At 61.4% G+C, this 15,295-nt stretch carries 17 protein-coding genes and 2 tRNA genes; 7 read left to right on the top strand and 12 right to left on the bottom strand.

Going from position 1 to position 15,295, the window contains the following annotated elements; all coding sequences use genetic code 11:
• The first annotated feature begins 1 nt into the window (after position 1).
• The 6 genes from NYQ88_RS08310 to NYQ88_RS08285 are packed head-to-tail and all read left to right on the top strand — an operon-like array spanning position 2 to position 5,665.
• Positions 2-946, top strand: coding sequence for an ABC transporter permease (locus NYQ88_RS08310; protein WP_275654877.1), 945 nt, complete (start codon positions 2-4; stop codon positions 944-946).
• A complete protein-coding gene (locus NYQ88_RS08305; RefSeq protein ID WP_275654467.1) occupies positions 946-1,812 on the top strand; it encodes an ABC transporter permease in 867 nt (288 codons plus the stop codon). Before NYQ88_RS08310 ends, NYQ88_RS08305 begins: the two co-directional genes overlap by 1 nt.
• The gene (locus NYQ88_RS08300; RefSeq protein ID WP_275654466.1) at positions 1,809-2,684 is read left to right on the top strand and encodes a hypothetical protein; all 876 of its coding nucleotides are present in this window, start codon (positions 1,809-1,811) and stop codon (positions 2,682-2,684) included. The genes NYQ88_RS08305 and NYQ88_RS08300 overlap by 4 nt, the downstream gene beginning before the upstream one ends.
• Positions 2,681-3,742, top strand: a complete 1,062-nt coding sequence (locus NYQ88_RS08295) for a CoA transferase (protein WP_275654465.1) — start codon at positions 2,681-2,683, stop codon at positions 3,740-3,742. The genes NYQ88_RS08300 and NYQ88_RS08295 overlap by 4 nt, the downstream gene beginning before the upstream one ends.
• Positions 3,739-4,995, top strand: coding sequence for a CoA transferase (locus NYQ88_RS08290; protein WP_275654464.1), 1,257 nt, complete (start codon positions 3,739-3,741; stop codon positions 4,993-4,995). The genes NYQ88_RS08295 and NYQ88_RS08290 overlap by 4 nt, the downstream gene beginning before the upstream one ends.
• Before the next feature lie 13 nt (positions 4,996-5,008).
• Positions 5,009-5,665, top strand: a complete 657-nt coding sequence (locus tag NYQ88_RS08285) for a nuclear transport factor 2 family protein (RefSeq protein WP_275654463.1) — start codon at positions 5,009-5,011, stop codon at positions 5,663-5,665.
• A gap of 143 nt (positions 5,666-5,808) precedes the next feature.
• Here the strand turns inward: NYQ88_RS08285 and NYQ88_RS08280 are convergent.
• From NYQ88_RS08280 to NYQ88_RS08270, 3 genes are all read right to left on the bottom strand, one after another.
• Positions 5,809-5,884: transfer RNA gene (locus NYQ88_RS08280), tRNA-Lys, on the bottom strand.
• A 200-nt stretch (positions 5,885-6,084) separates the two neighbouring features.
• Positions 6,085-6,160: transfer RNA gene (locus NYQ88_RS08275), tRNA-Lys, on the bottom strand.
• Positions 6,161-6,294: 134 nt separating this feature from the next.
• Entirely contained in the window at positions 6,295-6,492 is a 198-nt protein-coding gene (locus tag NYQ88_RS08270; RefSeq protein WP_275654462.1) for a hypothetical protein, read from the bottom strand.
• 232 nt (positions 6,493-6,724) lie between these two features.
• Between NYQ88_RS08270 and NYQ88_RS08265 the strand changes: the two genes are divergently transcribed.
• Entirely contained in the window at positions 6,725-7,837 is a 1,113-nt protein-coding gene (locus NYQ88_RS08265; protein WP_275654461.1) for a pyridoxal phosphate-dependent aminotransferase, read from the top strand.
• On the opposite strand, the gene NYQ88_RS08260 is transcribed toward NYQ88_RS08265, so the two are convergent.
• From NYQ88_RS08260 to NYQ88_RS08220, 9 genes are all read right to left on the bottom strand, one after another.
• Entirely contained in the window at positions 7,822-8,769 is a 948-nt protein-coding gene (locus NYQ88_RS08260) for an endonuclease/exonuclease/phosphatase family protein (protein WP_275654460.1), read from the bottom strand. The two genes, NYQ88_RS08265 and NYQ88_RS08260, sit on opposite strands and share 16 nt — an antisense overlap.
• A gap of 18 nt (positions 8,770-8,787) precedes the next feature.
• A complete protein-coding gene (locus NYQ88_RS08255; protein ID WP_275654459.1) occupies positions 8,788-9,237 on the bottom strand; it encodes a GNAT family N-acetyltransferase in 450 nt (149 codons plus the stop codon).
• A 75-nt stretch (positions 9,238-9,312) separates the two neighbouring features.
• Positions 9,313-10,875, bottom strand: a complete 1,563-nt coding sequence (locus NYQ88_RS08250) for a 2-isopropylmalate synthase (protein WP_275654458.1) — start codon at positions 10,873-10,875, stop codon at positions 9,313-9,315.
• Between the two features lie 116 nt (positions 10,876-10,991).
• On the bottom strand, positions 10,992-11,114 hold the full coding sequence (locus tag NYQ88_RS08245; RefSeq protein WP_275654457.1) for a hypothetical protein: 123 nt from the start codon (positions 11,112-11,114) through the stop codon (positions 10,992-10,994).
• 185 nt (positions 11,115-11,299) lie between these two features.
• Positions 11,300-12,187, bottom strand: a complete 888-nt coding sequence (locus NYQ88_RS08240) for a PhzF family phenazine biosynthesis protein (RefSeq protein ID WP_275654456.1) — start codon at positions 12,185-12,187, stop codon at positions 11,300-11,302.
• A 3-nt stretch (positions 12,188-12,190) separates the two neighbouring features.
• Positions 12,191-12,682 carry a heme-degrading domain-containing protein gene (locus NYQ88_RS08235; RefSeq protein ID WP_275654455.1) on the bottom strand — a complete coding sequence of 164 codons (492 nt, stop codon included), beginning with the start codon at positions 12,680-12,682 and terminating at the stop codon, positions 12,191-12,193.
• A gap of 4 nt (positions 12,683-12,686) precedes the next feature.
• Complete coding sequence (locus tag NYQ88_RS08230) at positions 12,687-13,148, bottom strand: GFA family protein (protein ID WP_275654454.1); 462 nt, start codon at positions 13,146-13,148, stop codon at positions 12,687-12,689.
• Between the two features lie 102 nt (positions 13,149-13,250).
• On the bottom strand, positions 13,251-14,273 hold the full coding sequence (gene ilvC / locus NYQ88_RS08225) for a ketol-acid reductoisomerase (RefSeq protein ID WP_275654453.1): 1,023 nt from the start codon (positions 14,271-14,273) through the stop codon (positions 13,251-13,253).
• Between the two features lie 25 nt (positions 14,274-14,298).
• Positions 14,299-14,946: a TetR/AcrR family transcriptional regulator gene (locus NYQ88_RS08220; protein ID WP_275654452.1), complete on the bottom strand. Its 648-nt coding sequence runs from the start codon at positions 14,944-14,946 to the stop codon at positions 14,299-14,301.
• Positions 14,947-15,295: the final 349 nt, after the last annotated feature.

Below are 15,295 nucleotides of genomic sequence, written 5' to 3'. Positions count from 1 at the left end.
GGTGTCAGATGTTATTGCTTATTCTTCAGCGTTTAGGGACGATTATTCCCACCGCCCTGCTCGCCTCGATTTTGGTGTTCTCCATCGTTCAGCTAACGCCCGGGGGCCCGGCTTATGCGATTGCCGGCCCGGCGCTACACCTGAGTTCGTGGCACACATAAACCGTGAGCTCGGCCTGGATCGTCCCCTGCCCGTACAATATCTGAGCTGGCTTGGTCAGATGAGCGAAGGGTCATTGGGCCGTTCTCTGGTCAACCGCACCGAGGTCACGACCTTGGTAGCAAACCGGATGCCTGTATCGGCCACAATTGCCCTCGAGGCTCTGGTTCTCGCCGTACTCGTCGGCATACCGCTGGGCATTATCGCCAGCGTTCGCGCCGGCGGGGCGATAGACAGCGGCATTCGAAGCTTCACCTCCATCGGCATTGCAGTGCCCGAGTTCTGGCTCGCCATGCTGGCTGTCAACTTGTTCGCGCTGCAGCTGTTCTGGCTGCCACCGACTGGTTTTACGCCCTTGTCGGCAGGTCTCATCCCGCACTTCAAGTCCGTCGTCATGCCGGTGGTAACGCTCGCGCTGGGCCCTATCGCGATCATCGTGCGGTTTACGCGCAGCGCGATGAATGAAGCGCTGTCGGCTCAATATGTCAGGACGGCATGGTCGCTGGGCATCCCCGCTCACCAAGTCTATCTCAGGTTCGCCCTGAAAAATGCCCTGCCCTCGATCATCACGGTCATCGGCATGGTGGCATCGGTACTGATCGGCGGCGCCGTACTCATCGAATCCGTCTTCGCCATCCCCGGCATTGGCGAGCTTTTGGTCCAGTCAGTTCTGTCGAAGGATTTTCCCGTCGTCCAGGGCGTCACCACAGTGCTGATGTTCCTCGTCATTCTGATCAACCTCGCAGTTGACCTGATTGTGGCCGCCATCGATCCGAGGACCCGCTGATGACTCTTGTCGAAAAATTGCCCGACGAGCGAACGTCCCGGGTGACGACGCTGCTGTCACTTATGACGAAACCCACACTGGTGCTGGCTGTGGCCTGGCTGGTGCTGACGATCATCGCGGCGCTATTCGCGCCGATCCTTGCGCCATTCGATCCAATCTCCCAGAACCCCGGCGACGTTCTGATGCCGCCATCCGGGAAATATCTTCTGGGCACGGATGACCTTGGCCGCGATGTGCTTTCACGGCTCATCTACGGGACGCAGCCCACGCTGCTTGGAATGCTCATTGCCATCAGCACTGCCGCGGTAATCGGAATTCCGTGGGGTCTGGTGTCCGGCTATTTGGGCGGATGGGTCGATCTCACGCTCATGCGTTTCGTGGACGCCCTTCTGGTCTTCCCCGGCCTGATCCTCACCCTCGCCCTCACAAGCGCCCTGGGCGCCACGCTCGAGAACACCATGTTCTCCCTGGGCATAGTGTACTCGCCATTGGTCGCTCGTGTGGTCCGCGTCGGAGTGTTGAGCGTTCGCAACCGGGATTATGTGCAGATCACCCGCATGTTCGGGTCGTCCACGATGTACCGGATTTTCAATCACGTCCTGCCAAGCGTTCTGCCCGCGACGGTTGTCCAGCTGACACTCTTGTGCGGGCTGTCCGTGCTGGCCCAGACCGGCCTCAACTTCTTGGGCCTCGGCGTCCCGAACCGAAACCCCAGCTGGGGAAGTTCCGTCGCCGAAACCTTCCGCTACCTGATGATCGACCCCATGGCGCCAGTTTTGCCAGGTGTGATCGTCGTTTTCACAGTGCTCGCCATCTACCGCGTCGGCGATGAGGTCCGCGACCTCCTGGAGATTTATTCCCGATGACTGAAGCCAAGATTCCCCTCGACCGCACGAATGCCGACCTGGTGATCGAATTTGCGGCAATCAACGATGCTACCCATTCGACGCGTGAACGGTCCAAACGGCACGAAGAGGCCGGCGGCATCCACGACGACAGCATCGCCCAGCGCTATGGCTATCAGGGAGCCCTGGTGCCAGGGATCGTCATCTGTGCGCACACCATGCCCGCTCTCGTGGAGCGCTGGGGCAAGGAGTGGCTGAAGCGTGGTCGCGTCGCCATGAAGCACATCCGTCCCGGCTACGACCAGGACGGGCTTAGCGCGTGCTACCGTTTTGGCGCCTCGGACGAGGGTGCACACTGCGAAATCGTCGTGATGCGCGATGACGTGGTCCTGGCTGTGGGCGACGCTGCAATGCCCAATGTCAAACCAGAATTGCCCGAAGATCTGCCGAGGACCACCCTGTCAGTTCCGGAGCAAATCCCTCTCGCGGAGCCCGACGTTCTGGCACCGGGGCAACCGCTTTTTACCACTCCAACATTGATCGACGCAGCCGAGCATGATCGCCTGCTGGCGAGAATTGGCGGCGAAACCGGCCAATGGCCTTACGGCAGCATCCATCCCGTTGCCTACCAGCATCTGACCAGTCACGACGCGATCAACAGCTTCGAATACTCCACCCCAGGCATCCATGTGTCTGGTGACACGCAGATGCTGGACTGGGCGGAGCCCGGCGAGACACTTTCGAGCAGTGGACGCGTGGTCGCGGTTTATGAGCGCAAGGGTCACCACTATTTCGAGACTGAACAACTTGTGCAGACAGCATCCGGGCGGGCCATCGCGTTGTGCCGCCGGAGCGTCATTTATCGCACCCGTGAGGTCAACGCTGCGCAATGACCGCCCTGTCAAATCTCAAGGTCGTCGACCTCTCTGAATCGGTGGCTGGTCAATATTGCTCACGCCTGATGGCGGGCTACGGAGCAGACGTCGTCCTCGTCGAGCCGCCCGGGGGATCACGCGTTCGCGAAATTGGCCCGTTCAGTAAGCAGCACGGGGACTCAACGACATTCTACCATCTCAATATCGACAAGCGCTCGATCGAGTTGGATGCGGACAAAGACTTCGACCGCCTGAGCACACTGTGCGTGGCGGCCGACGTCGTGCTCGTCCCGAAAGGCGACATCGCGAACACGCTGCGTCAGAAGACAGATAAGACAGTCTTTTGCCGTATCAGCGATTTTGGAGAACACGGCCCATACGCCAATTGGCAGGGTGGGGAGATGATCCATCAGGCCCTGTCGGGGATCATGTACTACAATGGCAGAGCCGGTGAGGCCCCGTTGTTCGGCGTAGGGCAGCGTGTCCAGCATGTGGCCGGTGTTGCCGCCTACACGGCGATCCTTGCCGCGCTGCGCGCCGGAACCGGAGAACTCATCGACATTGACGTCCACAAGACGGCTTCCTCGATGAGCTACAACCTCGCCAACCAGTACTTCTACAGCGGCACCTTCGACGAGCGGAACGGCACCAAATACAACCCGGACCTGCTGATCCGCGCCAATGATGGCTGGGTCACAGTCTTCGTCTATGCCTATCGATGGCCAGCGATGTGCGAAGCACTCGGGCTGACCGAACTGCTCGACCATCCGGACTTTCAGACACAGGTCGACCGGCTCGCCCGCTGGGACCAGATATCTGAAATGGCCAGCGCGGCCGCCAGGGACATGTCTTCCGCGGACCTCGTCATGCTGCTCCAGAACCTCGGGGTTCCGGCAGCCGCCAGCCTCACGCCGGCCGAGCTGGCCACCTCTCCTCACCTGCAGGCGCGCAATTACTGGAAGACCGCCGACCAGAACGGCACGCGCCGTCGGGCCTTCGGCGCCCCCTTCCGGTTGAGCCAATCAGACTGGCGCGCCGATCGTGCCCTCGCCGAACTTCAGGAGGACGCAAAGTGAGCGCAGGACCTCTTCATGGCATCCGTGTGCTTGATGTCACGACTGCCTGGGCCGGCCCGTTCGTCGGCCGAGTATTGGCCGCACTGGGTGCAGACGTGGTGCATGTGGAAGCCGCAAAGCGCATGGACCTGTGGCGCGGTGGTTTGACCGGCGAAAATCCGCGCCGCTATCCCGATGGCGTTCTGGGCGAGCGTCCCTATGACCGAACGGTCCTGTTCAATTCTCAAAACCTCAACAAGCGGTCTCTCTGCATTGATATCAAGAGCCCGGGGGGCCGCGAGGCCCTCAAGGCAGCCGCTGCCAATGCCGACGTGATTGTCTCCAATTTCACGCCGGGGACACTGTCGCGCATGGGGCTGGACTATGCCGAACTCAGCGCCATCAACCCGCGCATCATTCTGGTGGAAATGCCGGCATTCGGCACGAACGGCCCCATGGCAAAGCTCTCTGCGCTCGGACCGAGCATGGAATTTTCCACGGGCATGAGCACATTCATCGGCTACGGCGACGGCGCGCCCACAGCCACCGGACCAGCCTATCTCGATCCCATCGGCGGCTACAACGGCGCTGCCGCCATCATGACTGCATTGCATCAGCGCGAGCAGACCGGTCGCGGACAGTATGTGGAAATCTCGCAGGTAGAAGCAGCCATGCCGCTTATTGGCGGCCTTGTGCTGGGTTCACTCGAGAACGACGAGCCCCCCTGCCAGCAAGGCAACAGGCAGACATCATCCATAATCCACGATGCCTTCCGCTGCGGCGGTTCGGAAGAATGGGTCGCCATCAATGTCCAGACAGTCAGCGAATGGAGGTCCTTGGCGCTTCTGATGGGCCGAGACGATCTTGCCGATCTGGATCTGTCTACAGAAGCCGACCGGGCGCGACATGCAGACCAGTTGCACGGCGCAGTTGCCGCATGGACGGAAAATCTGGACAAACACTGGATTGCCCCACGGCTTCAGCGCATGGGGATCGCGGCAGCGCCGGTCTGTCACGGCAAAGACGTAGCCCTTGATCCGCATTTGCACGCAACGGACTTCTTAGAGGAAATCGAACATCCCGAAGCTGGGCTGCGCCCCTATCAAAGCCTGCCATTCCGCTTTGCGGAGAACAGGCCTCCCCGTCTCAAGCCTGCACCAATGCTCGGACAGCACACCAGGGAGGTGCTCCGGGAATGGGCAGGCCTGAAAGAGGCCGAGCTCGACGATCTGGCCGCCCAAGGCACCACGAGTAACGACCCATATCGAAGTTAGGAGGAAATTCGCGATGAACGACACGATAATAGCCAAACAGGCCAGCCAGATTGCCGATCTGGAGCGGCGCTTGCGGCGTCTGGAAGACATCGAAGCCATCAAGGTGCTTCAACGCACATACGGCTACTTTGTGGACAAGGCGCTTTGGAGCGATCTGGCCGAACTGTTCAGTCAGGATGGCGAAATCGAAATCGGCGGCCGGGGCGTTTACAAGGGGCTGGATCGCATCCGCGTTTTCCTGCGCGACGTGATGGGCAAGGGTCATGACGGCCTCAACCACGGCCAGTTGATGAACCACATGCAGCTGCAGGGGATCGTTACCCTCGATGAGAGCGGCGAGACGGCCCTTGGCCGCTGGCGCGCCTTCATCCAGGCCGGTGAGTTCGGCAAGCACGCCCAGTTTGCAGAAGGCGTCTACGAGAATGCCTATGTCCGTGAAAATGGCACCTGGAAAATCTCACGCCTGACCTGGTTCGCAACCTACTACACCCCTTACGAAAAGGGTTTTGGTCAGGAGACACTGCCGCTGACGACGATGAGCGAGTCGTTCCCGCCGGATCGCCCACCCACTTTTACCTATGCGGCACTGCCGGATGTGTTCATCCCGCCATTCCACTATCCCCATCCGGTCACGGGCGACAAGATCGGACGCAACGTCAAGCAAGGCTGACACTAAGGCACTAGGGGCATCGGAGACTTCCGGTGCCCTTTTTGTTTGCGGCCGTGGCGCCGCGAAGCAATCTGATCCGGACTAAAACAACAAAGGCGACCCGAAGGTCGCCTTGTTAGATCCTTGCCAGGCAAGGAGAACTTTGGTGGGTGCACAAGGGCTCGAACCTTGGACCCGCTGATTAAGAGTCAGCTGCTCTACCATCTGAGCTATGCACCCGGCTTTGTCTGGACAACGCCGTTCTTCAAAGTTGACGCCTTCTAGCAAAGGCATTTGGACCTGTCCAGCGGCAGGAGTGGAGAACTCCCGTACTTTTTTCGCTGAAGACCAAATATTTTTCCGGGGCTGCAGACACCCCGAAAACAACAAAGGCGGCCCAGAGGCCGCCTTGTTAAATCCTTGCCAGGCAAGGAGAACTTTGGTGGGTGCACAAGGGCTCGAACCTTGGACCCGCTGATTAAGAGTCAGCTGCTCTACCATCTGAGCTATGCACCCGGCTTTGTTTTGGATAACGCCGTTCTTCAAAGTTGGCGCCTTCTAACAAAGGCATTCAGGTCTGTCTAGCGCGTAAAATCTGGAATTGTGGATAAACCTGCCGAGGGCAATCAAATGCCGTGGCGGCGGCGGGCTTAGCCGCGCTCGCGGCGGTAAGCCTCTAGGCTGTAAACATTATCTGGCATCTCGCTGGCTTCCTGGCGCAGATCGTCCATCAGCCCTATGGTCCGCTCGATGATGTGTCGCAGCTGGCGCGAACGGGTGTCTGCGCCCTGCAGGATGACAGCGGCGCGCTGCAGGTGATCGCGAGCGAGCAGGTAGGTGGGCGGCATGGTCGGGCTCCGTGGCATTCTTTGGAATCGCCGAGGGGTCGGCATGGGGTTAGACTGAACCGGCATAGTTCCCGACCTCTTTCTCAAGTCCCTGCAATTTAAGTTCAATTTTATCGACCCTTGCTGCGACTGAAGATTCTTCTGTCAGTGCCTGTGCAGAAAGTTTTTGCCGGGAGTGGCTCCGGCGCAAAGCCTCCGTCAGTATGGGCGCAGCGCCAGTTGGGAGGGGTCTATGTCGCTGCCGCCATTTACGTCCATCGTTGCAGGACTGCCGGAGACCGTGCCTTTCGTGGGCCCTGAAGCCATTGAAAGGCGCAGCGGCGTTCCGATCCGGGCACGGCTTGGCGCCAATGAATCCGCCTTTGGCCCCAGCCCTTTAGCCTTGCAGGCGATGCGGGATGAGGCGACGAAAAGCTGGGCGTACCCCGACCCTGAAAATCATGACCTGCGGCTGGCGCTGGCCGCGAAACTCGGCGTCGCCTCAGATGAGATCGCCGTCGGTGAAGGCGCCGACGGGCTGATAGGCCTGGCGGTGCGGCTATTCATTGCTCCGGGGGATGTGGTGGTAACGTCGCTGGGGGCCTATCCGACCTTCAACTACCACGTTGCCGGTTATGGCGGGCGGCTGGAATATGTTCGGTATCAAGGTGTTAACGAGGACCTCGACGGCCTGCTCGCGGCCGTGATCCGGACCAATGCACGGATGGTCTACCTCGCCAATCCGGACAATCCGATGGGCTCGTTCTGGCCGGCGGCGGCGGTTGAGGCATTTATCGCAGCATTGCCGACCACTTGCGTGCTGGTGCTGGACGAAGCCTATGGTGAGCTGGCACCGCAGAATGGCTTGCCGAGCATCGATACGTCCCGGCCAAATGTTCTGAGACTGCGTAGCTTTTCAAAGGCTTATGGTCTGGCCGGTATGCGCTGCGGCTATGCGATCGGCAACCGGCAGGTGACTGGTGCCTTCAACCGGGTTCGCAACCATTTCGGGGTCAACCGACTGGTTCAGGCCGGCGCGCTGGCGGCTCTCCAGGACGAGGCCCACCTGATGCGCGTTTGTTATCAGATCGAGGCTTCGCGTCAGCGCATTGTTAGCATTTCGAACAGCATTGGGCTCAATGCGTTACCGTCCGCGACAAATTTTGTGACAATCGACTGCGGCCGCGACGGGGCCTACGCCCAGAGGGTGTTGGAGGAATTGGGCAAGCTCGGTATGTTCGTCCGCAAGCCGATGGCACCGGGGCTCGATCAGCACATTCGCATCAGCGCGGCGCCAGAGGCCGAAATGGCAATTCTCGAGGCCACACTGCCAATCGCGCTTCGTGCCGCTCAGGGCGCCTCGTAGAGCTCTATACGGGCCAATAGAGGCCGGTGGTTGGATCCAAAGCTGTCGCTGCCCGCAGACAGCGCCATGATACGTACTGTGCCGCGGGTAAGGATATTGTCGATTGGCACGCCGAGTGGACCGGCGCGGACCGGCCAGGTCGCCGGATAGAACGGACCAGGCGCCAGTTGCTGATCGCGCCCGAGTCGCACCATGGGCCCCGACCACACGGCCGCATTAAAATCACCCGCAAGCACGACCGGCCCCTCGATCTGGCTGAGGGTGCGGCTCACCGCAAAGAGCTCAGCGCCCGATGCGCCATCGAAATAGGGTTTGGACAGATGCACGCCGACGATCGTGACCTTCTGTCCGGCGATGACCACCGGGGCGATGGCGAGGCGCTCGAAACGGAAGGGCCGCATGGTGCGGATCTCACCGGCCTCGATCGGCAGGCGGGAGTGAATAGAAATATCGCAGGTCTGCGGGCTTTCGCAGCCGATGGAATAGGGAAAGGCGTCGCGCATGCGATCGAGATGGCCGGCAATGCCCGGAGTCTCCATCACCACGACCACATCCGCGTCTGAGCCCGCAAGAAACTCGACCGCCTCAGTGGCGCGACGATTACCAGTCAGCACATTAAAGCTGATGACCGAGAGCTCGGCGACGGCCGGGCCAAGCGGGGCGGATCGCCGTTCCTGATATTCGAAGATGAACCGGCCGGCGTGGACGCCCGCGACCACGAGGACAGCTGCGAACAGCCCGGCCCGCCAGCGCGCGCCTGAGATCACCAGCAGCACAAGGAGGACGATCCCGCCGGCGATCAGATGGAGGCGGAGGCTCTGCAGCAGCAAGGCGCCAGGCAGGTTTATGCCCAGCGAGACAATGGCAAGGACGATGGTGAGGAGCGCGGCCAGCGCCAGCAGCGCGCCCCGAAATTCGTCCCGGCTCAACATGAGCATTAGCCTCCTGCCCTAGATCGGCTTCTTCATCTGCACACAATTGGCGGCGATGCCAATCAGCTCATCGGCATCCCAGACGAATTTCTGCCAGCCGGCCTTCTCGTAAAAGCCGACGGCCTCCGGTGCGGAATTGACCACCAGCGTGTCGATGCCGAAGTGCCTGGCCCGCTGGGCGACCAGTTCCTCCATGACCCGGCCATGGCCGTGGCCCTGTTCGGCGGCGGTGATGGCAACAAGACGGATGGCGGCGCGCCCCGCGCCCAGAACGTCGAGACGCAGCACGCCGACGGGTTTGCCTGAAACCTTCAGGAGATAGGGATGGGCAAAATCGGCGACATCGTCGGGGTGGTTGGCGTTATAGACGCCATGCCGTCCCTTGGACTCGAAGAGTTCGGTGCGCCGGATCGCGTGAAAGTCTGCCCAGTCCCCGGGTTCCGTGACGGCCACCAACTCGTATTCCATCCCCTGCCCCAAACAAAATGGCCGGACAATGATGTCCGGCCATGGGGTTCAATGCAATCTACGTCTGGCGGATGATCAGCCGGCCAGCGCACCCTGCGCCGAGGCGCCGCGCTCGATCATGACGCGGTTCAGCGCGTTGAGATAGGCGCGTGCCGAAGCCACCAGCGTATCGGGCTCGGCGGCATTGCCCGAGGCGATGCGGCCGTTCATTTCGAGACGCACATGGGCCGAGGCCTGCGCATCGGTGCCGCCGGTGACGCCGTCAACGGCATAGAGCACCAGATGCGGTTCCTGCCCGGCAGCGGCCTTGATGGCGTTGAAGATGGCGTCGACCGAACCCGTGCCTTCGTAGGAAACACTGGTCTCTTCGCCATCAATGGTAACGACGAGGTTGCACTTGTGGACGCCGCCGGTCTTGGAAACGACTTCCATATCGACCAGTTTGATGCGATCTCCGACCGAACCGACTTCGTCATCGACCAGCGCGATGATGTCAGCGTCATAGACGTGCTTCTTGCGGTCGGCCAGATCCTTGAAGCGCTGGAAGGCTTCCTGGAAGGCATTATCTCCAACCTCGTAGCCCAGTTCCTTCAACTTGTCCTTGAAGGCGGCGCGGCCCGAATGCTTGCCCATGACCAAGGTCGTTTCCTTGATACCGACGCTGGCCGGGGTCATGATCTCATAGGTTTCGGCGTTCTTGAGCATGCCATCCTGGTGGATGCCGCTCTCGTGGGCGAACGCGTTCTTGCCGACGATGGCCTTGTTGTACTGCACCGGGAAATTCGAGGCGGCGGACACCACCTTGCTGGCGCGGGCCAGATGGGTGCTGTCGATCTCGGTGAAGAAGGGCATGGCATCGCCGCGGGTGCGCAGCGCCATGACCACTTCCTCGAGCGCTGCATTGCCGGCGCGCTCGCCCAGACCATTGATGGTGCATTCGATCTGGCGCGCGCCGCCGGCGACACCGGCCAGCGAATTGGCGACAGCCAGACCCAGATCGTCGTGGCAATGGACCGAGAAGATTGCCTTGTCGGAATTGGGCACGCTCTCGATGATAGACTTGAACATGCGGAAATGTTCATCCGGCACGGCATAGCCGACGGTATCGGGCAGGTTGATCGTGGTGGCGCCGGCCTTGATGGCGGCATCAACGCAACGCTTCAAAAATTCGAGCGGCGTGCGGGTGGCGTCCATGGCCGACCATTCGACATCGTCCACCAGATTGCGGGCGTGGGCGACGGTGCGCGAGATGATCTCGATGACCTCGTCCTCGGTCTTTTTCATCTGGTGGGCCAGATGGATCGGCGAGGTGGAGACGAAGGTGTGGATGCGGCCGCGCTGGGCGTGACGCACAGCTTCACCGGCACGATCAATATCGGCCGTGATGGCGCGGGCGAGGCCGGCGACGGTGGCGCGCTTGACCTGCTTGGCGACGGCAACAACGGCTTCGAAGTCACCATTGGAGGCGATGGGGAAACCGGCCTCGATGATGTCGACGCCCATTTCGTCGAGCGCCTCGGCAACCTGCAGCTTTTCTTCCAGCGTCATCGTCGCGCCGGGCGACTGCTCGCCATCGCGCAGGGTGGTGTCGAAGATGAAGACGCGTTCTTTGTTGCTGTTGGAAGCGGTGCTGGTCATATCAGGCTCTTTTCCTATCGGCCCCGAGACAATGGCTCGCTGGACCGGACATTTCTAATGTTCGGTTTGTGGCGCAATCCCCTGACGACCCGCTCGCTAAACCGAGCTGCCGGTGATCAGGGGCTGATAAGAAGGAGAAGGAGCGCGGGCAAAAGCAGCAGGCCAGCAGCAATCATCAGCTTGGTCTGTGCGACCTGCTGCTGAGTGATGGCAATGGCTTTGGCGCGACGGCGCTGCATGGACGTGCTCTCTATTTCCCAGGGAGCATGCGACAATCCCAAAGGTGATGCAAGGGGTTGAGGCGAGAAAGTGAGTGCGGCCGGGCGATTTTTACGCTGCCGGCTGGCCGGATGGCAGTGGCCTGTGCCTTTCACAACGCAGACCACTCACTTCGCGGAATACGCAATGGCGTAAGCGCCCTGCCCTACTCGCCCAGATCAAGCGTGCCCTCGCCGACGATGATGGCCTGGCCGCCGATGGCGCCATGGACCAGAGCGTCGTTCTCCTTGCGCAATTGCAGGGTGATGCGGCAGGGGCGGCCCATCTCGTGGCCCTGGCGCAGGACGAAATCGGACTGGCCAGTGGCGAAGGGCTGGTTCTCGGCAAGCAGGCCAATCAACGCCGCGGCGGCAGCGCCAGTGCCCGGGTCCTCGCCCAGCCCCATGCCGAACATGCGGGCGGCGATATCGTTGTCCGGCTCCTCGGGTGTGAGAGTGAAGATGTAGACGGCGTGCCGGTCATGGGTGAAGATTTTCGGCTTGAGCGCATGGTTGACCGAGAGGCGCGCCAGCACCTCGGCATTGCGCACCGGCACGAGATGGAAGGGCACGCCGGCCGAGAAGACACCGGGCTTGTAGAGGTCGCAGCCGATATCCTCGACATTGATGCCGAGCACCTGGGCTATGCCGAGCATGTCGTCGATCTCGCCGACGCGGCTGGAGAGCTTTGGCAGCGCGAAGCGGGCTTCGCCGACGGATTTGTCGAGCCGGTCGACCAGCGCGGTGACGAGGCCGATCTTTTCTTCCATGCGGACAGCATTGAGCTTGTGCTGAAGACCAAGGACGACGGCCGAACCGATCGTCGGGTGGCCGGCGAAGGGGAGCTCCTGATAGGGCGTAAAAATGCGAAGCGACGCAGTGTTGCGCTCAGCGGCAGGCTTAAAGAGAAACACCGTTTCGCTGAGGTTGAACTCCTTGGCGATGGTCTGCATCTGCGCATCGCTGAGGCCATCGGCCTTGGGCACGACGGCCAGCGGATTGCCCTTGAAGCGTTCGCGGGTGAACACATCGAGGAGGAGATAGGGAAGCTTCATGGCTCAGGCCTCGACAAGCGCGTAGTCGGCTCGGCTGCGACCGAGATGATCGCAGAGCGCGTCGACGGCAATGCCATGGTCGCTGCGGCCCGGCAGGCCTGAAATGGTGAGGCAGCCGATGATGCCCGCTCCCGGCACGCGCAGCGGGAAGCCACCGCCTGCGATGACGTAATCGGTGGGATCAACGCCGGACTGGGGCGGAAACGGTGCTTCGCCGCGCTCCAGCACGAGGCGATAGCTGGCGCGCTGGAAGCGGCGAACGGAATTGATCTTGCGGCGCACCCATTCGGCATTATCGGCGCTGGTGCCTGGGGTGGCGGCGAAGAACAGCTGCCGGTCCCAGGTGCGGATATCGACGACGAGCGAGAGACTTTCGGCCAGCGCGCGGGCGCGAATAGACGCGCCAATGTCGAAGGCGGCGCCCTCATCGAGCGCGGGAAGGACGAGTTCGAGTTCCTGCTGCTTGACGCGAGCGATGTCGTATTCGGCGTTCATGGGGTCAGTCCTGATGGAGGCGGGTCCAGGCGTCATACAGCGGCGTTCGATCCACTGCGCCCTTGGGAAAATTGACGAGGGAGGGATCGATCGCGGCCCAGGCGGCCTTGCTGTCGGTCCAGATATTGCCCACGGGTACAGCCCAGTCGATATCGTCGAGCGTGCCGGCGCGGGCGACCTTGATGCCCGGGGCGGGCGGATCGTTCCACAGCCAGCCGTGGCAATGGGCGCAGAAATTCATGGTGATGACATTTCCGCTATCGGCGGTGCGCCGGTATTGCACCGTGGCCCCGGTAGCCTCGAAATCCTCGTCGCGCACGATCATCGACATGGACCACCCCGCGCCGGAAAAGCGCTGGCAGTCCTTGCAGTGGCAATTATAGACCGAGAGCGGAGAGGCCTTGAGCCGGTAGCGCACCGCCCCACACTGGCAACCACCCTGTTGCGGGAAATCCGGTAAATGCATCTGTCCCTCCTCCCCTTCTGATTACCGGGTTTCGGGACGGGGCGGAAGACGGCGCTGCGGCAGAAAAGAAAACGGGGGCCGAAGCCCCCGTTCCTAAAAATCTTAGTTCTTGGCCTTGTCGACCAGGGCGCCAGCCTTGATCCACGGCATCATGTCGCGGAGCTTGTGGCCGACGTCTTCGATCGGGTGCTCGTCGGCGAGGCGACGGGTTGCCTTGAAGCGAGCGCCACCGCCCGACTTGATTTCCTGCATCCACTCGGAGGTGAACTTGCCCGACTGGATGTCGTGCAGAACGCGCTTCATCTCGGCCTTGGTTTCCGAGGTGATGATGCGCGGGCCGGTGACGTATTCGCCCCACTCAGCCGTGTTCGAGATCGAGTAGTTCATGTTGGCGATGCCGCCCTGGTAGATCAGGTCGACGATCAGCTTCACTTCGTGCAGGCACTCGAAATAGGCCATTTCCGGAGCGTAACCGGCTTCAACCAGGGTTTCGAAGCCTGCGCGGATGAGCTCGACGAGACCACCGCAGAGGACGACCTGCTCACCGAACAGGTCGGTTTCGCATTCTTCGCGGAAGTTGGTTTCGATGACGCCCGAACGGCCGCCACCAACGCCCGAAGCATAGGCCAGAGCGATGTCATGGGCGTTGCCCGAAGCGTCCTGGTGAACAGCGATCAGGCACGGCACGCCGCCGCCACGCTGGTATTCACCGCGCACGGTGTGGCCCGGGCCCTTCGGCGCGATCATGATCACGTCGACGGTGGACTTGGGTTCGATGAGGTTGAAGTGGACGTTGAGGCCGTGTGCGAAAGCCAGGGCTGCGCCGTCACGGATGTTGGGCTCGATGTCCTTCTTGTAGATGTCGGCCTGCAGCTCATCGGGCGTCAGGAGCATGATGACGTCGGCCCATGCGGACGCGTCGGCAACCGACATGACCTTGAGGCCTTCGCCTTCGGCCTTCTTGGCGGACGGCGAGCCGGGACGCAGGCCGACAACGACGTCGGTGACGCCAGAGTCGCGCAGGTTCAGCACATGGGCGTGGCCCTGGGAGCCGTAGCCGATGATGGCGACCTTCTTGGACTTGATGATGTTGAGATCGGCATCACGATCGTAATAAACGCGCATTGGGTGCTCCCTGGACTTGCGTGTGTCAGTTGTTGGCCTTGGCCCCGTAGAGGGCAAGGAACTGGTCCGTCGCCGCCTTGATGTCTGCTTCGACATTGGCTTCGACATTGGATTGGGTCAGGCTCTTGTCACCGAGCAGCAGACGGATCTGCACATCGCGGACAACAAGGCCGAAAAAGGTTCGATAGGCGTCTTCACTGGAGGTGAAGCGCAGGAGGCGCGCATCGCGCCCCGCCTCGAGAATGGGCTTCAAGCGCCGGCGGATCGCCAGCGGGCCGTTTTCCAAGACGATGTTCCCAAGGCTGTCTTTTTCCTGGGCGGCATGGGTAACGGCGGTGCGATTAAGCGTGATCGAGACTTCGCCGATGATTGTGGTGAGTAAATCACGCGCAAACTGCTCAAGGCTCTCGCGCAGAACTTTTGCGCTGAGATGGCTGCGATCGACCGTCGGCATGCGCACCTTGGCCGCCTGCCACTGAACGGTAGCGGTCAGCAGGCCATCGCGGTCGCCGAACCACTTGTAGAGCGTTTCCTTGGAACAGGACGCACGACGCGCCACCGCAGTCATGGTCAGGCCATCGCCATTCTCCACCAGGAGATCGAGCGCGGCCGTCAACACCGCCTGCTGGCGGGGCGTGAAGGTTTCTTCGCTGATCTTGATGGGCAGAGCCAAGAGTCCCAACCTCACATGCTGGTGTCCGAACGGTTTCGGGCATTTCCGTTCGAGGCGTACCGTACGGTACGGTTCAGTGCAAGAGGAATTTCACGAAGCGATCGCCAGATTGCGATTTGACGGGGCGTGGTGCGGGCTTTTGCTGTGCTTCCAGCTCCGGTCGTGCAGGACCAGAGCGGCTTCCAGCGCTGTCATTGAGTCAGAAAAATCGCGCGAGCCCAGAGATTTGCCGGTTTGCTGGGGTTGCCGGGGCGGGCCGGACTATTCGGCGGCGCTGGCGCGGGGCGGTTGGCTGTGAACATCCAGTGCGCCCTGCGAAGTGGATGAGAGGCCGACGGGCGGACCGCTG

Origin of the sequence: Devosia sp. SD17-2 (assembly GCF_029201565.1) — a bacterium.
In the GTDB taxonomy this organism is placed as follows: domain Bacteria; phylum Pseudomonadota; class Alphaproteobacteria; order Rhizobiales; family Devosiaceae; genus Devosia.
The sequence above is the reverse complement of the archived record's forward strand: the minus strand, read 5'-3'. Positions and strand labels throughout refer to the sequence as shown.